This is a genomic window from Yersinia sp. IP36721 (assembly GCF_003634395.1).
In the GTDB taxonomy this organism is placed as follows: domain Bacteria; phylum Pseudomonadota; class Gammaproteobacteria; order Enterobacterales; family Enterobacteriaceae; genus Yersinia; species Yersinia entomophaga.
In genome coordinates, this window is sequence record NZ_QCZL01000023.1 from 39,588 (window position 1) to 60,980 (window position 21,393).

A 21,393-nucleotide genomic window follows, 5' to 3' on the forward strand; every position below is an offset into this window, starting at 1 on the left:
TTCTTTCAAATAACGACCATAAATAGATGTTGTGAATTAGTTTTCAGAATCTATTTACGATCGCAGAATTATTGAAAGAACGATACCATACTCACGATTATTTAAGAAAAAATAGCCAATTATCTGACTAACCTACAGATATGCCGCCCCTGAATCATATCTGCTCTTAATCGTTTAACCGACTAATATTCAGATACTCACCTAACGGATGTCCCGCCACTTCGGGCAGATGTGGAATCACACCCAGCAACGGCGCAGCAATCATCGTCGTCAGGCTGGCCATATACTCTTCCTGTCGCTTCCCGGCGGGCACGACATCATTCGCTATCCAGCCTGCCAGCGGCAACCCGGCAAACGCAATCGCCTGAGCGGTAAGCAAAGCATGATTGATGCAACCCAGCTTCACGCCAACCACCAAAATGACCGGTAATTTCTCCTGTATAACCCAATCGGCGAAAGTAAGCTGCTCAGACAATGGAGTAAACCAACCGCCGGCCCCCTCCACCAGCACCCAATCAGCCTGCTGTTCCAGCTCGCGCAAGCCTCTGGATAAAACGGAAAAATCGATAGGACGCCCTTCTTCCGCACTCACAATATGCGGTGAGGTTGGCTCCAGAAAAGTCAGTGGATTCACCTGTTGATAACTGAGAGGTTGGTTACTACTGGCCTGCAAAGCGAGGGCATCGCCGTTGCGTAGCCCTTCGGCGGTCATTTCGCTACCGGAAGCCACCGGCTTATAACCCGCGGTGCGATAACCCTGAATATTGGCGGCCTGTAACAGTGCGCAGCTAGCCAGGGTTTTCCCTACATCAGTATCAGTTCCGGTTACAAACCAGCGTTTAATCACGATAAATCACTCCATAAACCAATTGGTAACTCAGCGGATAAATACCATTTTGCTGAGGATAAGCCGCCTGTAGCGCCGCCAGTCGACGTCGCCCGGTCAACCCATTAGCTCGCCCCTGATGCAAATGGGTGGCGCCAATTCCCTGCAAGGAGCGCATTAGCTGGATAAGATCGTTGAAATACTGATGATGAATACGTTGCGTTATTTGATAACGAAAACCACCGCAGGCGGCCGTTATATCATCCAACGGCAGAAATTCGTTCACATGGCGCTGGCCATCAACCTGCTGCCAGGCTTGCCCTAATTCATCAAGAGAACTCGCGGCCAAAGTCGAAAATAAAATTATGCCGCCGGGCTGAGTGACCCGATACAGCTCGTTTAGCGCGGCGCGCAAATTGCCGCACCATTGCACCGCCAGATTGCTGAAACAAATATCCACCGACTCATTCGACAAAGGAATATGTTCAATGTCGCCTAACAAGTATTCATCGGCGGCCTGCTGCTGTCTGGCAAACTCCAGCATGCCGGGAGCCAGGTCTAATGCGGCCACTTTTTTGCCCAGATCCCGCCAACGACGGCTGAAATAACCGGTGCCACAGCCCGCGTCCAGCACCTGAGTACCCGGGTGTCGTTGACCCAATTCCAGCAGAATTTCACCGGTTTCGCGCTGTAAAGCGGCCGCACCATCGTAGCTACCTGCCGCACGGCTAAAAGCGCTGGCTATCGCCTGTTTATTCACAGTATCAATGGCAAGTGGCATGTAGCACCTCCAGTAATCTTTCGATATCAGCCGGCTGATGAGCGGCGGTCAAGGTAATACGCAGACGAGCGCCGCCGGGAGGAACGGTCGGTGGACGAATGGCGGTCACCCAAAGCCCTTCATCCCGCAAGCGCTGCGCCAAAGAGAGGGTTTGCTGATTATCACCGACAATTAACGGCTGAATGGCGGTATCTGACGCAGTTAACTGCAATGGCAAGCTGGCCGCGCCCTGACGGAACTGCCGTAGATTCTGCTGTAGACGCTGGCGTAAATCATCACCATGTTGAATGCGTTTTAGCGCCGTCTGCAAGGCATAAGCCTGCGCAGGCGGCATGGAAGTGCTGTAAATCAGATGGCGGGCAAATTGCAGCAAATACTCGGCGACCGGCTGCGAACACAACACAGCGGCACCGCTCAGCCCAAAAGCTTTACCAAAAGTCACGACCTGCAACTCAGGTTTTACCCCTTGCTGCCAGCAACTGCCGCGTCCTTCATCACCTCTGACACCAATGCCGTGGGCGTCATCTACCAATAGCCAGGCTCCCGCCGCCGACGCGCGTTGGTGCAAATCCGCCAGCGGTGCACTGTCGCCATCCATACTAAATACCCCTTCGGTCACCACCAACGTTTGGCCGGAGCAAGGTTTATTCAGCAGATTTTGCAGGGATTCTGGCTGATTATGCTGAAAGCGGCGAAGCTGAGCCGGTGAACTCGCCGCCGCTTCCAGTAAGGAAGCGTGGCTAAGGCGATCGGCCAATACCCGATCATCTGCGGCGGTTAAAGCCGCTAGCAGCGCCTGATTGGCGGCATAACCGGAAATAAATAACAACGCGCGAGGACACCCCAGCCAATCGGCAAGTTGTTGTTCCAGATCGGCGTGCGCCTGCGTGTAGCCCGTGACATGCCCGGAACCGCCACTGCCGACGCCATAGCGAGCGGCGCCCTGCTGCCAAGCGGCAATCACCGTCGCATCCTGACTTAATCCCAGATAATCATTCCCGGAAAAATTCAAATATTGGCGATTTTCCACCCGCAGAAAGCGCCCAGTGGAACCCTGATTCACCTGACGGCGCCGGTAGGCGGCCTGCGCTAACCGCTGCTGCAAGCTTTGATCGATCTTATGCTGCCAACTCATCAGACCGCCGCATTATAAAACTGTGGCGTATCGCTGTATTTGATGCGGTCAGTCAGCACCTGCTGTTGCTGACGATCGCCGTGCTCAGTAGACGTTTGCTGCGGATTCAAGCCCAGCTTGCGGAATAGCTGTAAGTCTTTGTCTTCATCCGGATTTGGCGTAGTTAACAGCTTGCAACCGTAGAAAATCGAGTTGGCTCCGGCCATAAAGCACATCGCCTGGGTTTGCTCGCTCATTTGTTCACGACCTGCGGACAGGCGCACGTAAGAGGACGGCATCATGATACGTGCAACGGCAATAGTGCGAATAAAATCAAAAGCATCCACGTCTTCGTTATTTTCCATCGGCGTGCCTTTGACTTTCACCAGCATATTGATCGGCACGCTTTCCGGCGGCTTAGGCAAGTTTGCCAACTGCACCAATAATCCGGCTCGATCTTTAATGCTTTCACCCAGACCGACAATTCCGCCGGAACAGACTTTAATCCCCGCGTCACGCACTTCCCCCAGCGTATCCAAACGTTCTTGATAGCTACGGGTAGTGATGATGCTGCCGTAAAACTCCGGCGAGGTATCCAGATTGTGGTTGTAGTAATCCAGCCCCGCATCCGCCAGACGGTGCGCCTGACTTTTATCCAGCGTTCCCAAGGTCATACAGGTTTCCATTCCCATCGCCTTCACGCCCTGCACCATTTGCTCGAGATACGGCATGTCCCTCTCATGGGGATTTTTCCACGCGGCCCCCATACAAAAGCGCGTTGAACCGGCGGCTTTGGCTTTCTTTGCCGATTCCAGCACTTGCTCAACCTGCATTAAACGCTCACTTTCCAAACCGGTTTTATAACGGGAGCTTTGCGGGCAATATTTACAGTCCTCCGGACAGGCACCGGTTTTAATCGACAACAAAGTGCTGACCTGAATCTGACGCGGATCAAAATGCTGACGATGAATTTGTTGAGCTTCAAACAATAACTCTAACAGCGGTTTATCAAACAGGGCCTGGGCTTGCCCTACTGTCCAGTGAATGCGATCTGCCATATTGGCATCTCCAAAGAATGAGAAAAGTCTCGTCAGTTTATGTAAACTCGATATACTGTCAACCATTCCATGGTTAATTTAGTTTACAACAGATCCTTATGACACCTTCTGACCTTGCCTTTGACCAGCGCCACATCTGGCATCCTTACACCTCAATGACTCAGCCGCTGCCGTGTTATCCGGTAGTTTCTGCCAGCGGCGTCGAGCTACAACTATCCGATGGCCGACTGCTTATTGATGGCATGTCGTCGTGGTGGGCTGCCATACAGGGTTATAACCATCCCGTGTTAAATCAGGCGGTTACTGAGCAACTGGGGAAAATGTCTCATGTGATGTTCGGCGGCATTACTCATCCGGCGGCCGTTGCGCTGTGCAGACAATTGGTCGCCATGACTCCCAATACGCTGGAATGCGTATTTTTAGCCGATTCAGGCTCGGTGGCAGTAGAAGTGGCCTTGAAGATGGCGTTGCAATATTGGCAGGCCAAAGGAGAGAAGCGTCAGCGCATTTTGACGCTGCGCCACGGTTATCACGGCGATACTTTTGGCGCGATGTCAGTGTGCGATCCGCAAAACTCAATGCATAGCCTATATGAGGGTTATCTGGCTAATCATCTGTTTGCCGACGCACCGCAGTGCCGTTTTGATGAAAAGTGGAATCCAGACGATATTCACGATTTTGCCGAAAAAATCGAGCAGCATCACGGCGAAATTGCCGCCGTTATTCTCGAACCCATCGTGCAGGGCGCCGGCGGAATGCGGATTTATCATCCAGCTTATTTGCGTGAAGTTAGAGCGTTGTGCGATCGATACAATATTCTGCTGATTGCTGACGAAATCGCCACCGGCTTTGGGCGCACCGGCAAGCTCTTTGCCTGCGAACACGCGGAAATCGTGCCGGATATTCTTTGTCTCGGCAAAGCCCTCACCGGTGGCTATATGACGCTTTCCGCTACGTTAACCACCCGTCAGGTCGCTGAAACCATCAGTAATGGTGATGCCGGTTGCTTTATGCATGGGCCAACCTTTATGGGTAATCCGCTGGCCTGCGCCGTGGCGGTGGCGAATCTGGCTTTGTTGGCGGGCAACCACTGGCAACAGCAGGTGCAAAGCATCGAAACACAATTACAGCGTGAATTAGTGCCGCTGGCCGCGATGCCTGGCGTTGCCGATGTACGAGTGCTAGGAGCGATAGGCGTGGTCGAAATGGAAAACGCGGTAAATGTGGCATCTTTGCAGCGCGGCTTTGTCGAACGGGGCGTATGGATTCGGCCCTTTGGCAAACTGATTTACCTGATGCCGCCGTATATTATTCAGCCGGAACAGCTCACCCGTCTGACCCAGGCGATTACCGCGGCCGTCGCAGAATAAGCCGGTTTATTGGCATTAAAAAAGCAGCGACCGGTTTACAGAGCGCTGCTTTATTATTTGTTCCTCAACCCGTTATCTCACTGATAACAGACTGAAATCTAAAAATGGATTATCCATGTTTAGAAGCCAGAATACTCACCCACATCGGACCTTTACCCACCGGATAGCGCCCCTGCGTCGTCAACTGACCCGTTGCCGGGTCAATCCGATACACTTCGATATGATCGGATTTTTGACCAGATGCAATCAGGAACTGGCCACTATTATCGATATTAAAGCCGCGAGGCTGCGCTTCCGTCAGATGATGACCTACCAGAGAAATCACGTTGCCACCTTCAGAAACGCTGAAAATACCCAGCAGGCTGGCGGTGCGGTCGCTGATATATAAATAACGGCCATCCGGCGTGATATGAATATCTGCCGCCCAGCGAGTCTCAGCAAAATCGGCTGGCATCGCATCCAGCGTCTGAACTATTCGGTATTGCTGACCGTTATCTTCGATCTGGAACACATCAACCGTACCGTTTAGCTCATTTACACAGTAAGCCACTTTATGGTTAGGGTGGAATGCCATATGACGTGGGCCAGCGCCCGCTGCAGTGGAAACGCCCACCTGATCGTGTGGGGTCAATTTACCGTTTAAGCTCAGATCGAACAGACGGATGCGGTCTTCTTTCAGGCAAGGGACTAACAGAATTTGGTTAGTAGGATCGATATTGGCTGAATGCGGCGCGGTCAAGCCATCGATTTGTTGAATCGGTGCTTGCACATGGCCGTGTTCATCAATAGGGCTGACGCTAACGCAGTTGAAACTGTAGGACGCCGAGAACAGAAAACGACCTTGTAAGTCGGTTAAAATATGCGTCGGGCTACCGGGTAACGGTGCCATACTCACTTCCTGCAATTGACCATCAGCAGCAATGCGATAAGTGACAATGCCAAAATCAGGCCGCACACCCACGTACAAATGGCGCTGGTCGGGGCTTATCGCCATTGGCTGTACCTGCCCCGGTACGTCAACGGTTTGCAGCAGCGTTAAAGCCCCTGCCGTATCCAATTGCCAGACGTGGATCTGCTGGCTGTCTGGGCTTGCCACATAAACCACTTGATTCATCGCTACTCCTTAATCATGCATGCTAGTCAAATTATTGCCGTGACGCGGCTAACTGAATCCTAGCTTACCTGACTGGGCTGGCATAACAACTTTCAGCAGCAGAACAACGTTTTGGGCAAAATAGCTCTCGTTTTAGCAGAATAATCACTCAGGCCAACTAACGATTGTCTGCCAATACCACGGCTTACCTGCCCTGCTGCGGCACCTGCGCGCGCTCTCGCCATAATGGTCAGGGAATCAATCTGTTCAGTTTAATCCCTCACCTATCCGGTGTAACATCGGTTCAATGTGTATTAATAATCGAATAAATGATGAGACCGCTATGACCTATCGCGTAATTGCTCTGGATTTGGACGGCACCCTATTAGATCACCAGAAACGTATCCTGCCAGAATCGCTGTCAGCATTGGCTGAAGCCCGCGCCGCCGGAGTGAAAGTGGTGGTGGTGACCGGCCGTCATCACGTGGCGATTCACCCGTTTTATCAGGCTTTAGCGCTAGATACGCCAGCCATTTGCTGCAACGGAACCTATCTCTACGATTATCAGGCGAAGCAGGTATTAGCTTCCGATCCGCTATCAGCTCAACAGGCGGTTCAGGTAATTCAGCTACTGGATCACGCCGAGATTCATGGCCTGATGTACGTGGATGACGCCATGCTGTATCAACATCTTAACGGCCACGTTAGCCGCTCGATTAACTGGGCCGGAAATTTACCTGAACATCAGCGTCCGGCGATCGTACATGTGAATAGCCTGCACGACGCGGCTCGCAGCGCCAGTTCCATCTGGAAATTCGCCACATCCCACGCCGATACCAACAAACTGCAAGCCTTCGCCACTATGGTGGAAGACGAATTGGGTCTGGCTTGCGAATGGTCGTGGCACGATCAGGTGGATGTTGCACAGGCAGGCAATAGTAAAGGCAAGCGTCTGCAGCAGTGGGTTGAATCTCAAGGAATGAGCATGAAGGAAGTCATTGCCTTCGGCGATAACTTTAACGATTTGAGTATGCTGGAAGCCGCCGGTTTGGGCGTGGCAATGGGTAACAGCGCCGATGCCATTAAACAGCGTGCCGATCTGGTGATCGCGGATAACGAGCAGCCGGGTATCGCCGCCGCCATTCGTCAGCATGTATTAGCGTGATGAGTTCGGAAATCCAGAATTGATTCATCAAAAGGCTCCACTTATGGAGCCTTTTCGCTGATAAAGACCTGAGGAAAATCGCGCGCGGGCAACAAACTTCCCGTCATTCCCCTTTGCGGTTAAACGAAACGCTTTTGATCTGAGCGTACACCCATTGACCCGGTTTTAGCGCCAGTTCATCGCGCGCCCACGGAGTAATTCGCGCCCATAGCCACTGTTCCCCGATCGCTAGCTTCACGTCAACCTGACCGTCTACGTCCAGACATTCCGCCACTTTCGCCGGAATAATATTGCGAATACTGCTGTTATGCGACGGTTGTAACACCAAAGACACATCGGCAGCGTTGATTTTAATCCGCAGCATACTGTCCAGCTCGGCGTCCACATGACCTACCCACAAACGCTGATCGCCCAACGCCAGCGCGGTCATAGCGTAACGTTCATGATGGCCAATCACCGCCACTCGCAGAATGCTGCTCGGTTCTTCTCGCTGTAGCCAAGGGCGCAAAGCGCTACTGGCCCAGACTTCCTCTAAACCGCCGACTGCGCGCACTTTTCCTGCATCCATGACCACCACCCGATCCGCCAGCCGCAAAATCTCATCCATGCTATGGCTGACGTACAGAATGGGAATATTGACGTCATGAGCCAAACGCTCCAGATAAGGCAGTAACTCGCGCTTGCGCGGTAAATCCAGCGAGGCTAAAGGCTCATCCATCAACAGCAACTCCGGCGCAGTCAGCAAAGCGCGGCCAATCGCTACCCGCTGTTTTTCACCGCCGGATAACGTCATGGGAAAGCGGGATAATAACGGCGCGATTCCCAATAGATTCACGATGGTGTCGAACTGGGAACGCATCGATGCCGCCATGCCGTATTGCAAATTACCGCGTACCCGATAATGCGGGAATAGGCGTGCATCCTGAAACACATAACCGACTTTACGTTTCTCTGGTGGTAAATAGATCTGTTTTTCCGCATCCACCAACACCCGACCGTTCAGCACAACCCGGCCTTGCTGCGGCTTGCTTAACCCACCCACCACGTTAATCAGCGAGGTTTTCCCCGCGCCGGACAGCCCAAAAATGGCCGTAATGCCCTGCGCAGGCAGTTCGGCGTTGACCTGCAGATTCAGGTCGCCCAGTTGCTGGCTAAAATCCAGTACTAACATGCGGCCCCCATGCGTTTTTTACCCCAACGCGCTAACCATTCGGAGAGCAACAGCGAAACCAGCGACAGCAAAATAGCGATCACGCACAGCCGCGCCGCAGCCGCTTCGGCACCCGGTGTTTCGATCAAGGTATACATGGCCAGCGGGATAGTTCGGGTTTGCCCTGGAATATTGGATACAAAGGTGATAGTGGCGCCGAATTCCCCCAGTGAACGAGCAAATGCCAGCACCGTACCGGCAATCACACCGGGTAGGGAAAGTGGCAGAGTTATAGTGAAAAACACCCGCCACGGATTGGCACCTAACGTACGGGCGGCCAGCTCCAATCGGGTATCCACCGCTTCCAACGCCAGCCGAATGGCTCGCACCATCAGCGGGAAGGCAACCACCGCCGAGGCCAGTGCCGCTCCGCGCCAGCTAAAGCTGAAATTAATCCCAAACCAGCTATATAGCCATTCGCCTATTACACCGCGTCGCCCCATACTGATCAGCAATAAATAGCCAATGACCACCGGCGGCAGCACCAGTGGCAAATGAATAATACTGTCTAACAATGATTTACCGGGGAAACGGCAGCGGACTAGAATCCATGCCATCAGAATGCCTAACGGCAGACTACAGGCGACAGCGACGCCCGAAACTTTCAGGCTAAGCACTATCGCCTGCCATTCATACTCACTCAATATCATTAGCGTGGGGTAAATCCATAACGTTTGAAAACAGCCGCCGCTTCTGGGCCTTTCAGATAATCATAAAAAGCGCTAACCGTGGCGTTCTCATGGCCTTTGACAATTGCCATTGGGTATTCAACCGGCTTATGACTTTGCTCCGGGAATACACCCACAACTTTCACTTTGTTACTGGCTATGGCGTCAGAGCCGTAAACAATACCCAAAGGCGCTTCTGCGCGCTCAACCAGTGCCATCGCGCTACGCACGTTGTTAGCACGAGCCATTTCCGGAGAGAGAGTTGTCCAGGCACCTAAATATTCCAATGCTTCTTTTGCATAAATCCCAGCGGGTACATGATCCGGATCGCCCACGGCCAGACGACCGCCGTCTAACAGTTTTTTCCATTCGGTTTGTTTATCGATGGAGACTTTATCAATTTTGCTGTCTTTTGGCGCAATCAGCACCAATTTATTACCGAGCAAAGTGTAGCGGGTATTATCAACAATTTGCTTTTTATCAATGGCATAATCCATCCACTGCTGATCGGCAGAGATAAACAGATCGGCGGGCGCGCCCTGCTCAATCTGGCGGGCCAACGTAGATGAAGAGGCATAAGAAGCCACCACGTCGACATCTTTCTCTTTATGATACTGACTGGAAATGTCCTGTAGCGCATTGGTCAGAGAAGCGGCAGCGAAGACGGTGATATTTTCAGCCGCCGCGGCTTGCCCAGATAAAGTTGCAGCCGCAACCGCGCCTAGTGCCCATTTACCCCATTGTTTTTTCATTTTCTGCTCCGAGTGAATATATCGTTATGTAATGAACAATATAACGTAAGCAAATAACAGGGTCATGCAGTTTATCGGCAAGCTGTGACAGATCTTGAGTTGTTAGCGATAGGACAGAAATAATGGCAGAAATAACGTGGGATAACAGAAACGAAAACGCCCGGTTGAAACCCTTTCGTTTAACGGCCGCAACTTGTGCAACAGCTAAACCAATTGGGGAAATCAACCGGGCATTCTTGAATTTCAGGTCGCTGCGAAGAAAAACTCAACGCAGAAGGAGCATGTCATTAGCCCCGTTCTTTACCGTGGCCTGTTTTGGAGATGACGTTAAACACCTCACCTAAACCATAAATCAGCCCCAGGATAACGGCCATTACCACCGGTACCATAACCACGGCAAAGACCAAACTTTTCAATAATTCCACGATGGTAGCCTCATTTAACTGCTCGTTGAGCGGTATACTACACCACTTTCAATAATTCACTTTAAACCATATTTGAAGTGAATAAGCCCTATTATTTTAGCAACTGACAAAAAAATGTAACCAGCCAAAAGTGCGATTTGCGCCCCCGCACGCCAATCGGTCACAATGGCGCTTTTACTGCCGGAGCCAAAATGACCATGCAAGCCGAAATTCTTCTTACGCTAAAGCTTCAGCAGCGTCTTTTTGCTGACCCGCGCCGCATCGCCCTACTCAAGCAGGTCAGGTTGACAGGTTCCATCAGTCAAGGAGCCAAGCTGGCGGGCATTAGCTATAAAAGTGCCTGGGATGCCATCAATGAAATGAATACTCTGGCCGAAGAAACGCTGGTGGATCGCGCAACCGGAGGGAAAGGCGGTGGCGGCGCGCGTTTAACCCGCTATGGCGAACGCTTGATTCAACTTTACGAATTACTCGAGCAAATTCAGCAAAAAGCTTTCGATACCTTGAAAGATGATTCACTGCCGCTGGACAGCCTGCTAGCAGCAATCTCCCGCTTCTCCTTACAAACCAGCGCCCGCAATCAGTTCTTTGGCACGGTCACTGAGCGGGATCATCATCAGGTTCAGCAACACATCAATATTCTCCTGGCAGATGGAAAAACTCGTCTTTCCGCCGCTGTCACTCAACAAAGCGCCGATCGCCTGCAACTGGCAACAGGCAAAGAGGTGCTGGCGCTGATTAAGGCCCCTTGGGTGAAATTAGCCACCGATCCAGCGCTGGCAGGAGCAGCAGACAACTCATTGCCCGGCATCGTCGCCAGCATAGAGCCAGGAAGCGACTACAGTGAAGTGATTGTTACCCTTCACGGCGGAGCCAGTTTGTGCGCCACCTTATCCAATCAAGAGTTACATAAACTGAATCTACATAATGGCGCGCAAGTTATCGCCCAGTTCAACGCCGATCGAGTCATTATCGCCACGCTTTGTTAGCACAGTTTCCTTATCTGTACGCTGCGTTACCGGCGCAGTCGTGCAGATTTGTCATTTGACTTTCCCCACTAATCCGCTTATCCCTTAACGTAAATACGTTGCGGAAAATGGGAGGAATGATGTCAGAGTTGCATATAGCGCAAGGTTGTTTTCGTTTAAGCGATATCCGAACGCTGAATCTTCCAGATCTGCATATTCACTCTGGTGATAGCTGGGCCTTTGTCGGCGCTAACGGCAGCGGTAAATCAGCGTTAGCCAGAGCGCTCTCCGATGAGTTAATTCTCCTGACCGGCAGTCGCAGCAGCGATTTTCGGCATATTGTGCGTTTATCGTTCGAGCAACTTCAGCAGTTAGTCAGCGAAGAATGGCAACGCAACAATACCGATATGCTCAGTCAGGATGAAGACGATACCGGCCGTACCACCGCGGAAATTATTCAGGATCAGGTCACCAACCCGCAGCGCTGCCAGCGGTTAGCGCAGCAGTTTGGTATCGGTCATTTGTTATCTCGCCGCTTTAAATACCTTTCTACCGGAGAAACCCGCAAAACCCTGCTCTGTCAGGCTCTGATGCCGCAGCCTGATATGTTAGTGCTGGATGAGCCTTTTGACGGATTGGATGTCGCCGCTAGAGAACAGCTGGCGCGACATCTGGCGGAACTGTCCGCTGAAGGCGTGACGCTGATATTAGTGCTCAACCGATTCGATGATATTCCTGATTTTATTCAAAAAGTGGGAGTATTGGCCGATTGCCATTTAGTCAGTTTAGGTGAACGTAAGCAGGTTTTAGCCGAAGCCCTAGTCGCCCAACTGGCTCACAGTGAAAACTTGGATGGACTATCCCTGCCGGAAGCAGAAGACCCGCAGCAACAACCTTCATTAGCAGTAGATAATCCGTTAATTATTCTGCGAAATGGCGTGGTGGAGTACAACGACCGTCCCATTTTGCACAATCTGAGCTGGCAGGTAAATCGCGGCGAGCACTGGCAGATTATTGGCCCAAACGGAGCGGGAAAATCCACGCTACTGAGCCTGATTACCGGCGACCATCCGCAGGGCTACAGTAATGATCTGACGCTATTTGGTCGTCGTCGCGGCAGCGGGGAAACCATCTGGGATATCAAACGCCATATCGGTTATGTCAGCAGCAGCCTGCATTTGGATTATCGCGTCAGCGCCAGCCTGCGTAATGTGATTATTTCCGGTTTCTTTGATTCCATTGGTATTTATCAGACAGTTTCCGATCGACAGCGGCAGTTGGCAGATAAATGGTTGGCGTTGCTCGGTTTGTCCGGCGCGGCAGCTGACCAGCCGTTTCACAGTCTGTCATGGGGACAGCAACGGCTGGCGCTGATTGCCAGATCTTTGGTAAAACATCCGGCACTGTTGATATTAGATGAACCGTTGCAAGGGCTGGATCCGCTGAACCGTTTGTTAGTGCGGCGTTTTATTGATGTCATGATTGGCGAAGGAGAAACCCAGCTGTTATTTGTCTCTCATCACGCTGAAGACGCGCCAGAGTGCATAACTCATCGTTTAAGTTTTATTGCCGACGGCGATATTTATCGCTACCAGTTTAGCCAACTGCCTGATTAGAGCGTTACCTTAAGGGCAATTGGCGCAGTTCGGACTGGCAAATCGGCTTGTCGACAACTGACCCGACCTTTTAATCCATTTCATTATGTTATTATTTATGCCGATCGATAGACATCGATCGGATTTACATTCAGTGCCAGGGCTATCGGCGCTGAATCTATCACTAAATTCAACACATAAAGGGACTAGTCTATGTGGGGCGTTCTTGCTGCTTCGTTACTCTTTTTGCCATTTAACCGGATCATCGCCCTGTTACTTTTGGCTATTACTTTAGGTATTGCCACTGCGACCGGCGTACTGACCTTACCGGCCATCACCGCACTGTTGTTAATTCTGCTCGCCTCGTTAGCATTGCAAAAATACCGCCAGATAACCTGGCTGGCGGGCGGATTAGAGTTGCTATTGGTAGCGGCTTCTGTGGCGCTGTTCTTCCATTACATTCCGGGTTTCAACAATCTGAAAGTACTGGATAAAGTGCAGATCGGGCCACTCAGCGCCCCGTTCTCAATGTATTACAATCTGGACAAAGCTCTGATTCCCTTTGTTCTGTTAAGCTGCTTGCCGGGCTTATTTGTTGCTAAAAAACATCCTTCCGTAGGGAAAGTCGGTTGGGCTGTATTGGTGCTGGCTGTTCCAGCACTGTTGCTGCTGGCAGTGGGTTTAGGCGGCCTGAAAATCGAACTGCACACGCCAGAATGGCTCGGTACTTTTGTTATCGGCAACCTGTTCTTTGTCTGTCTGGTTGAAGAAGCGCTGTTCCGCTGCTACCTGCAACAGCGTTTAAGCCAGTGGCTTGGTGCATTTCCCGCTCTGATTATTGCTTCATTACTATTTGGTGCAGCGCATTATCCCGGAGGCCCCCTGTTGATGGTCTTCGCAGCGCTAGCCGGCGTGATTTACGGTCTGGCATGGATGTGGAGTGGCCGCCTGTGGATCGCCGTTGCCTTCCATTTCGCGCTGAATCTGACTCATCTGCTGTTCTTTACCTACCCGTTGGCACTGCATCACTAGGCAGATCTGCCACACTGAATTCATCAACCGGCAGGACATTCCTGTCGGTTAGGTGGATGAAAGCGTTACCATAATGCTACACTTATTCCTCCCCTCTTATGCCCTTCAGACTGACTGTATGCCTGCTGTTCAATGCCTTATTGAATATGAGTGTAAACGATTCCATTTTTGATGTTAGATCACTTTTTTACCGTTATTGGCGTGGTATCTTCATCTCATAAGTACGATTCAGGAGCTTTGTATGTATGTTTTAGTGACAGGTGGTAGCGGTTACATAGGCAGCCACACTTGTGTGCAGCTAATTGAAGCGGGCTATACGCCAATCGTTATCGACAACCTATGCAACAGCAAATCCAGCGTATTAAAACGCATCCATCAATTAACGGGGCAATCGCCACTGTTTTATCAGGGTGACCTTCGCGACCGCGCACTACTGGATCATATCTTTAGCCAGCATACTATCGGTTCAGTGATTCACTTTGCCGGTTTAAAAGCCGTCGGCGAATCGGTAAATAAACCCTTGGCCTACTACGATAATAACGTCTGCGGCACGCTGGTATTGCTGGAAGCTATGGCTGCAGCCGGGGTTAAAAACTTTATTTTCAGCTCCTCCGCCACGGTTTACGGCGATCAACCCAAGATCCCTTATGTCGAAAGCTTCCCCACGGGCATTCCCTCTAGTCCCTACGGCAAAAGCAAACTGATGGTCGAAAATATTCTGCAAGACCTCCAGCGTGCCGATGCCGCATGGAACATGACTATTTTGCGCTATTTCAATCCGGTTGGCGCCCATCCGTCCGGGCTGATGGGCGAAGATCCGCAGGGTGTACCCAATAATCTAATGCCGTTTATTGCGCAGGTCGCCGTCGGCCGACGCGATTCTCTGGCCGTTTTCGGCAATGACTATCCCACCGCCGATGGCACCGCTGTGCGAGATTATATTCACGTTGTAGATTTAGCCGATGGTCACGTTGCAGCACTGAAAAAATGCCACAACCGAGCTGGAGTACATATTTATAACCTCGGTGGCGGTCGCGGCCACAGCGTGCTGGACGTGGTGAATGCCTTCAGCAAAGCCTGCGGTAGACAGCTGACGTACCATTTTGCTCCACGTCGAGAAGGCGACCTTGCCGCTTATTGGGCAGACCCAACCAAAGCTGCCGAGGATCTGGATTGGCGCGTACAGCGCTCACTGGACGAAATGGCTATCGATACCTGGCGCTGGCAATCACAAAATCCTCAAGGTTATCCTGATTAAGGAAGAAAAATGACTGGCTTTAATCCCGTGGATCATCCACACCGTCGCTATAATCCATTGAGCGATCAATGGATTCTCGTTTCTCCCCATCGGGCCAAGCGCCCGTGGCAAGGGCAGCAAGAACCATTGACCACGGGAGAACAGCCCGCTCACGATCCTGATTGTTTTTTGTGTCCGGGTAATTTACGGGTGACCGGTGATGCGAACCCGAATTATTCCGGCACTTATGTATTTACCAATGATTTCGCCGCATTGATGCCGGATACACCCGATGCGCCGGAAACCGCCGATCCTCTGATTCGCTGCCAAAGCGCGCGCGGTACCAGTCGGGTGGTTTGTTTCTCCCCCGATCACAGTAAATCCCTGCCGTTACTTTCTCTGCCTGAACTGGCCGGCGTGGTGAAAAGCTGGCAGGAGCAAAGCGCGGAATTAGGCCAATCCTATCCGTGGGTCCAGGTTTTTGAGAATAAAGGCGCGGCGATGGGCTGCTCTAACCCGCACCCCCATGGTCAAATCTGGGCCAACAGTTTCCTGCCCAACGAGGCCGAACGAGAAGATCGGCTGCAAAAAAACTATTTTGAACAGCATTCATCGCCACTGTTACTGGATTACGTCCGTCGGGAAGCCGCCGACGGCAGCCGAACCGTGGTAGAAACCGAGCACTGGCTGGCCGTCGTGCCTTATTGGGCCGCCTGGCCTTATGAAACTTTACTGCTACCTAAAGCCCAGGTCATGCGGATCGATGAGCTCACCTCGGAACAGCAGACCGACTTGGCACTGGCGCTGAAAAAACTGACCAGCCGCTACGATAATTTATTCTCCTGCTCCTTTCCCTATTCCATGGGTTGGCACGGGGCGCCCTACAACGATACAGACAATCGCCACTGGCAATTACATGCGCATTTTTATCCGCCGCTGCTGCGTTCAGCTACGGTGCGAAAATTTATGGTGGGTTACGAAATGTTGGCGGAAAGCCAGCGCGATCTTACGGCTGAACAGGCGGCTGAGCACCTGCGGGCAGTCAGTGATGTTCATTATCGAGAAGCTGGAGTTCAATAATGTCTTTAAAACAACATACCCAGGCCGTTTTTCGCCAATTTTTTACCAAAGAACCCCCCCTGACCATTCAGGCACCCGGTCGGGTCAACTTGATTGGCGAACACACGGATTACAATGACGGATTCGTGCTGCCCTGCGCGATCGATTACGCCACGGTTATTAGCATGGCGAAACGTGATGATCGACAGATTCGTGTGATTGCCGCAGATTATGATAACCAGCAAGATATATTTTCTCTCGATGAACCTATCGTTAGCCACCCTGAACTGCGCTGGGCCAACTACGTGCGCGGCGTGGTGAAACATCTGTTGCTGCGAAACCGTGATTTTGGCGGTGCCGATCTGGCGATCAGCGGCAATGTGCCTCAAGGTGCCGGTTTAAGTTCCTCTGCATCGTTGGAAGTCGCGGTAGGTCAGGCATTCCAGGCACTCTATCAGCTCCCGCTCAGCGGCGTGGAACTGGCGCTCAACGGTCAGGAAGCAGAAAACCAGTTTGTCGGTTGTAACTGCGGCATTATGGATCAATTAATCTCGGCATTGGGCAAGCAGGATCAGGCGTTGCTGATCGACTGCCGCTCGCTGGAAACCCGCCCGGTTGCTATGCCAAAAAACGTCGCCGTAGTCATAATCAATTCCAATGTAAAGCGGGGTCTGGTCGATAGCGAGTACAACACTCGTCGCCAACAATGCGAAGCTGCCGCTCGCTTCTTTGGTGTAAAAGCCCTGCGCGACGTCACTCCGGCACAGTTCCGGGCCAATCAGAGCGAAATGGAACCGATAGTTGCCAAACGCGCACGCCATATTATTAGTGAGAATGCGCGCACGCAGGCTGCCGCCGATGCTCTGGCTCTTGGCGATCTGACATTAATGGGCCAGCTAATGCAGGAGTCTCATATCTCCATGCGTGATGATTTCGAAATTACCGTGCCAGCCATTGATACGTTGGTCGATATTGTGAAATCTGTCATTGGTGAGCGAGGTGGTGTCCGTATGACCGGAGGCGGCTTCGGCGGCTGCATTGTCGCGCTGATGCCTCAGGATTTAGTCGAGCAAGTACGTGCGACCGTCGCTCTGGAATATCCGCAAAAAACCGGCGGTATGCGGGAAACATTCTATGTTTGTCAGGCTTCGGCAGGAGCCGGAATATGCTGAAAAATGCATTAGCGCCGGACGGCCAGCCGTTCCAGTTAACCGAATTACGCAACAAATCAGGCATGTCGGTGAGCCTGATGGACTGGGGCGCAACCTGGCTTTCGGCTGTTTTTCCGCTTAACGATGGGGGCCGACGTGAATTGCTGCTAGGCTGCCCGAATCCGGAAGATTACCCGCGGCAAGGTGCCTATTTGGGTGCCACCGTGGGCCGCTACGCCAACCGCATTGCTCAGGCTCAATTGCAGCGTAACGGACAGGTTTTTCCTCTGGTCGCCAACAGTGGTCCAAACCAGTTACACGGCGGGCCGGAAGGGTTCCACGCCCGGCGCTGGCAGATTATTCATCAGGATAAACGTCAGGTTTGTTATCAATTGCATTCCCCTGATGGCGATCAGGGTTTTCCTGGCAATTTGATCGTCGAAACTCACTATCGGTTAACCGATGACAATCGGCTGGAAATTGATTATCAGGCCTCGGTCGACCAGCCTTGCCCAATTAATCTGACCAACCACGCCTATTTCAATCTGGATGGCAAAAGTCGCGACGCACGACAACATCGGCTGCAACTTTTCGCCGATCGTTACCTGCCGGTGGACACTACAGGCCTTCCGGCGGAACCTTTAGCCAGCGTAGAACACAGCGGTATGGATTTTCGCCAGCCAAAAACGCTAGCACAGGATTTCCTCAAAGATCCCTGCCAACAACGGGTTAAAGGCTACGATCACGCCTATTTGCTCCACCGAACCTGCGGCGCAATCGACAGCCCTGCGGCTCATGTATGGTCAGCCGATGGCAAAGTCAAAATGAGCGTATTTACCTCCGCACCGGCAATACAGCTGTATAGCGGTAATTTCCTGAATGGAACACCCGCTCGACTCGGCGGAACTTACGCTAATTATGCAGGTATAGCGCTGGAAAGTGGATTTTTACCCGATAGCCCTAATCATCCGGAATGGCCACAGCCCGACTGTTGGGTCACTCCGGACAAACGCTACCGCGCGACCACGGTTTATCAATTTACGGCGCTGTAATACCTTTAAAATAAAGTATTCACGACCACACATTCTCCGTAACATATTGTTTACGGAGAGTTTTCTTTCCTTTCACCCCGCCTTCTGGCATAAGATATAACTGATTTTTCGCCCGTTCCTACCCTTCCTCAACGACGCCGACTACGCTTAGAGTCATCCGTAAAGCCAATAACAGGCAACTCCATGATTTGAGGTAGCTATCTCTCATCGTGAAATCAGCCTGTGTTAATGGCTCGCGACGGATCGATATTCATTCTGCTTACTGAACCAAAAGGAAATGTTATGCGCCTGACTACATTGTGGTTGTTATCCGCGGGGCTTTTGCTCAGCGCAAACGTAATGGCTGCCGATACGGCAAAAACGCCTTCTCCGGCTCAACTGGCACAGCAGAAAAAAATGACTGACTGTAACCACGAAGCCACCAGCAAGGCGCTGAAAGGTGACGACCGTAAGAAATTCATGAGCACCTGCCTGAAAGCCGGTGCACCAGTGGCACCGGCGGCAATGACACCGCAGCAGGAAAAAATGAAATCCTGTAACGCCGAAGCCAAAACCAAAGATCTGAAAGGCGATAGTCGCAAAACCTTCATGAGCACCTGCCTGAAAAAAGCTGCGTAATCCAGTTTCATTGCTAGATGTGGCGCTGCGGGGTATGTTTAGTACCCCGTTTGTTCGCTGCATAGACTTATAGACGAATCGATTCGGCAAAGAGTCTTACTTTGCGGCAAAAAATTGGCTATGGTTAAACACAATCGATTGCTGTTCGCAGTAATCCCGCAATATAATGATAATAGTTATCATTGAATAAGTTAGACATCTGAGGAGTTCGAACTATGGCAGTAACAAAGCTGGTTCTGGTACGTCACGGCGAAAGTCAGTGGAACAACGAAAACCGCTTCACTGGCTGGTATGACGTTGATCTGTCAGAAAAAGGCCGTACCGAAGCAAAAGCGGCAGGTAAGCTGTTAAAAGACGAAGGCTTCACGTTTGACTTCGCTTACACCTCCGTACTGAAACGCGCTATCCACACCCTGTGGAGCATTCTGGATGAACTGGACCAGGCTTGGTTGCCTACCGAAAAATCCTGGAAACTGAATGAACGTCATTACGGCGCGCTGCAAGGCCTGAACAAAGCTGAAACCGCTGCAAAATACGGTGACGAGCAGGTTAAACAATGGCGTCGTGGCTTTGCCATCACTCCGCCAGAGTTGAGCAAAGAAGACGAACGTTTCCCAGGACACGATCCGCGTTACGCAAAACTGTCTGACAAAGAGCTGCCAACGACCGAGAGTCTGGCACTGACCATCGAACGCGTTATTCCTTATTGGAACGAAGAAATCAAACCGCGCATCGCTAGCGGTGAGCGCGTTATTGTTGCTGCTCACGGTAACTCTCTACGTGCGCTGGTTAAATATCTGGACGATTTGAGCGAAGATGAAATTCTTGAGCTGAATATCCCAACTGGCGTGCCGTTGGTTTATGAATTTGACGAAAATCTGAAGCCAATCAAACGTTACTATCTGGGCAATGCCGACGAAATCGCAGCGAAAGCAGCTGCCGTGGCTAACCAAGGTAAAGCGAAGTAATTCGCCGGATGAATTTCATCCATAAAAAACCCCGCTCCGGCGGGGTTTTTATTCTCGGTACTCACTGATACCCACTATTTCTACGTCAATTTGTTAGTCGCGACGGGCTTTCACCGCGTTTGCCAACTGTTTTAGCAGAACTTCAGTATCTTCCCAACCAATACAGGCATCGGTGATACTTTTGCCATAGACCAGCGGCTCACCGCTTTCCAGACTCTGATTACCTTCCACCAAATGGCTTTCGATCATCATGCCCATAATCGCTTTTTCGCCCTCAGCTACCTGACGACATACGTCGGTGCCAACTTCCATTTGTTTCTTGAATTGTTTGCTGCTGTTGGCATGGCTAAAATCAATCATGATTTGCGCTGCCAGATTGGCCTTATTCAGCCCTTCTTTCACCGCACTCACGTGCGCAGCGCTGTAATTTGGCTCTTTACCACCGCGCAGGATGATATGGCAATCGCTGTTACCGGCAGTGTTAACGATAGCGGAGTGGCCCCATTTCGTCACAGACAGGAAGCAGTGTGGTGCACCCGCGGCATTGATCGCATCAATCGCCACTTTAATGGTGCCATCGGTGCCATTTTTGAAACCAACCGGACAAGACAGGCCAGAAGCCAGCTCGCGATGCACCTGAGATTCGGTAGTTCGCGCGCCTATAGCGCCCCAGCTCATCAAATCAGCCAGATACTGCGGCGTAATCATATCCAGAAACTCACCGGCAGCTGGTAATCCACTGTCATTGATATCCAACAGCAGTTTACGCGCCAGACGCAGGCCTTCATTGATATCGTAGCTGTTATCCATGTGCGGATCGTTAATCAGGCCTTTCCAGCCCACGGTGGTACGCGGTTTTTCAAAATACACGCGCATAACCACTTCCAACTCACCGCTCAGTTCTTCCCGCAGTTTCAGCAAGCGCGCAGCATATTCTTTTGCTGCTTCAGTGTCATGAATTGAACAAGGGCCGATAACCACCAGCAGACGATCGTCCGCACCACGCAGAATGTGATGAATCGCATTGCGGGCCTGAGCGACGGTTTCTGCCGCGCGAGTGCTGGCTGGGAACTTTTCTAACAGCGCAACAGGGGGCAGGAGTTCCTTAATTTCATTAATCCGTAAATCATCATTCTGGTAATTCATAGCTCTTCCATTCAGTCTTATGACAATCATTGCATATTTGAGGTTTCAACCAATCTAGCCTGTCAATGGAACGCTGTAAATCTACTTTATCGCTTTAGGTATACC

21 protein-coding genes are annotated in these 21,393 nt (G+C 51.4%); 11 read left to right on the forward strand and 10 right to left on the reverse strand.

The features are described 5' to 3' along the window. Nucleotides 1–166: 166 nt before the first annotated feature. The 4 genes from bioD to bioB are packed head-to-tail and all read right to left on the reverse strand — an operon-like array spanning nt 167 to nt 3,779. Nucleotides 167–847: a dethiobiotin synthase gene (bioD, locus tag DBA33_RS16300; RefSeq protein ID WP_064512591.1), complete on the reverse strand. Its 681-nt coding sequence runs from the start codon at nt 845–847 to the stop codon at nt 167–169. Further along, on the reverse strand, nt 840–1,607 hold the full coding sequence (bioC, locus tag DBA33_RS16305; protein WP_120806826.1) for a malonyl-ACP O-methyltransferase BioC: 768 nt from the start codon (nt 1,605–1,607) through the stop codon (nt 840–842). Before bioC ends, bioD begins: the two co-directional genes overlap by 8 nt. Then, a complete protein-coding gene (bioF, locus tag DBA33_RS16310; protein WP_064512587.1) occupies nt 1,591–2,742 on the reverse strand; it encodes an 8-amino-7-oxononanoate synthase in 1,152 nt (383 codons plus the stop codon). The genes bioC and bioF overlap by 17 nt, the downstream gene beginning before the upstream one ends. After that, nucleotides 2,742–3,779, reverse strand: a complete 1,038-nt coding sequence (gene bioB, locus DBA33_RS16315) for a biotin synthase BioB (RefSeq protein WP_064512584.1) — start codon at nt 3,777–3,779, stop codon at nt 2,742–2,744. The genes bioF and bioB overlap by 1 nt, the downstream gene beginning before the upstream one ends. Before the next feature lie 98 nt (nt 3,780–3,877). On the opposite strand from bioB, the gene bioA reads away from it, so the two are divergent. Beyond that, nucleotides 3,878–5,149 (forward strand): adenosylmethionine--8-amino-7-oxononanoate transaminase, encoded by a 1,272-nt coding sequence (gene bioA / locus DBA33_RS16320; RefSeq protein WP_120806827.1) that lies wholly within the window; start codon nt 3,878–3,880, stop codon nt 5,147–5,149. Between the two features lie 109 nt (nt 5,150–5,258). Here bioA and pgl read toward each other — a convergent pair whose 3' ends face one another. Continuing rightward, nucleotides 5,259–6,263 carry a 6-phosphogluconolactonase gene (pgl, locus tag DBA33_RS16325; RefSeq protein WP_120806828.1) on the reverse strand — a complete coding sequence of 335 codons (1,005 nt, stop codon included), beginning with the start codon at nt 6,261–6,263 and terminating at the stop codon, nt 5,259–5,261. A 322-nt stretch (nt 6,264–6,585) separates the two neighbouring features. Between pgl and DBA33_RS16330 the strand changes: the two genes are divergently transcribed. After that, nucleotides 6,586–7,407 carry a pyridoxal phosphatase gene (locus tag DBA33_RS16330; protein WP_064512578.1) on the forward strand — a complete coding sequence of 274 codons (822 nt, stop codon included), beginning with the start codon at nt 6,586–6,588 and terminating at the stop codon, nt 7,405–7,407. Between the two features lie 103 nt (nt 7,408–7,510). Here DBA33_RS16330 and modC read toward each other — a convergent pair whose 3' ends face one another. The 4 genes from modC to DBA33_RS16350 form a co-directional block, all read right to left on the reverse strand. Beyond that, nucleotides 7,511–8,578, reverse strand: a complete 1,068-nt coding sequence (modC, locus tag DBA33_RS16335; RefSeq protein ID WP_064512576.1) for a molybdenum ABC transporter ATP-binding protein ModC — start codon at nt 8,576–8,578, stop codon at nt 7,511–7,513. After that, nucleotides 8,572–9,267 (reverse strand): molybdate ABC transporter permease subunit, encoded by a 696-nt coding sequence (modB, locus tag DBA33_RS16340; RefSeq protein WP_049596699.1) that lies wholly within the window; start codon nt 9,265–9,267, stop codon nt 8,572–8,574. The genes modC and modB overlap by 7 nt, the downstream gene beginning before the upstream one ends. Continuing rightward, on the reverse strand, nt 9,267–10,037 hold the full coding sequence (modA, locus tag DBA33_RS16345) for a molybdate ABC transporter substrate-binding protein (protein ID WP_120806829.1): 771 nt from the start codon (nt 10,035–10,037) through the stop codon (nt 9,267–9,269). Before modA ends, modB begins: the two co-directional genes overlap by 1 nt. A gap of 287 nt (nt 10,038–10,324) precedes the next feature. Beyond that, a complete protein-coding gene (locus DBA33_RS16350; protein ID WP_064512572.1) occupies nt 10,325–10,465 on the reverse strand; it encodes an AcrZ family multidrug efflux pump-associated protein in 141 nt (46 codons plus the stop codon). Between the two features lie 194 nt (nt 10,466–10,659). Between DBA33_RS16350 and modE the strand changes: the two genes are divergently transcribed. From modE to gpmA, 9 genes are all read left to right on the forward strand, one after another. Beyond that, nucleotides 10,660–11,451, forward strand: a complete 792-nt coding sequence (gene modE / locus DBA33_RS16355; RefSeq protein WP_064518197.1) for a molybdenum-dependent transcriptional regulator — start codon at nt 10,660–10,662, stop codon at nt 11,449–11,451. Between the two features lie 119 nt (nt 11,452–11,570). Then, on the forward strand, nt 11,571–13,046 hold the full coding sequence (gene modF, locus DBA33_RS16360; RefSeq protein WP_120806830.1) for a molybdate ABC transporter ATP-binding protein ModF: 1,476 nt from the start codon (nt 11,571–11,573) through the stop codon (nt 13,044–13,046). Between the two features lie 192 nt (nt 13,047–13,238). Further along, complete coding sequence (locus DBA33_RS16365) at nt 13,239–14,057, forward strand: CPBP family intramembrane glutamic endopeptidase (protein WP_064512567.1); 819 nt, start codon at nt 13,239–13,241, stop codon at nt 14,055–14,057. 241 nt (nt 14,058–14,298) lie between these two features. Next, nucleotides 14,299–15,315 (forward strand): UDP-glucose 4-epimerase GalE, encoded by a 1,017-nt coding sequence (galE, locus tag DBA33_RS16370; protein ID WP_064512565.1) that lies wholly within the window; start codon nt 14,299–14,301, stop codon nt 15,313–15,315. A gap of 9 nt (nt 15,316–15,324) precedes the next feature. Then, a complete protein-coding gene (gene galT / locus DBA33_RS16375; RefSeq protein ID WP_064512563.1) occupies nt 15,325–16,374 on the forward strand; it encodes a galactose-1-phosphate uridylyltransferase in 1,050 nt (349 codons plus the stop codon). Then, a complete protein-coding gene (gene galK / locus DBA33_RS16380; protein WP_120806831.1) occupies nt 16,374–17,525 on the forward strand; it encodes a galactokinase in 1,152 nt (383 codons plus the stop codon). The genes galT and galK overlap by 1 nt, the downstream gene beginning before the upstream one ends. Next, nucleotides 17,519–18,556 (forward strand): galactose-1-epimerase, encoded by a 1,038-nt coding sequence (gene galM, locus DBA33_RS16385; RefSeq protein WP_064512558.1) that lies wholly within the window; start codon nt 17,519–17,521, stop codon nt 18,554–18,556. The genes galK and galM overlap by 7 nt, the downstream gene beginning before the upstream one ends. Before the next feature lie 282 nt (nt 18,557–18,838). Then, the gene (locus DBA33_RS16390; protein ID WP_064512556.1) at nt 18,839–19,174 is read left to right on the forward strand and encodes a PsiF family protein; all 336 of its coding nucleotides are present in this window, start codon (nt 18,839–18,841) and stop codon (nt 19,172–19,174) included. Between the two features lie 215 nt (nt 19,175–19,389). Further along, nucleotides 19,390–20,142 carry a 2,3-diphosphoglycerate-dependent phosphoglycerate mutase gene (gpmA, locus tag DBA33_RS16395; protein WP_049596709.1) on the forward strand — a complete coding sequence of 251 codons (753 nt, stop codon included), beginning with the start codon at nt 19,390–19,392 and terminating at the stop codon, nt 20,140–20,142. 93 nt (nt 20,143–20,235) lie between these two features. On the opposite strand, the gene aroG is transcribed toward gpmA, so the two are convergent. Beyond that, nucleotides 20,236–21,288 (reverse strand): 3-deoxy-7-phosphoheptulonate synthase AroG, encoded by a 1,053-nt coding sequence (gene aroG, locus DBA33_RS16400; RefSeq protein ID WP_120806832.1) that lies wholly within the window; start codon nt 21,286–21,288, stop codon nt 20,236–20,238. Nucleotides 21,289–21,393: the final 105 nt, after the last annotated feature.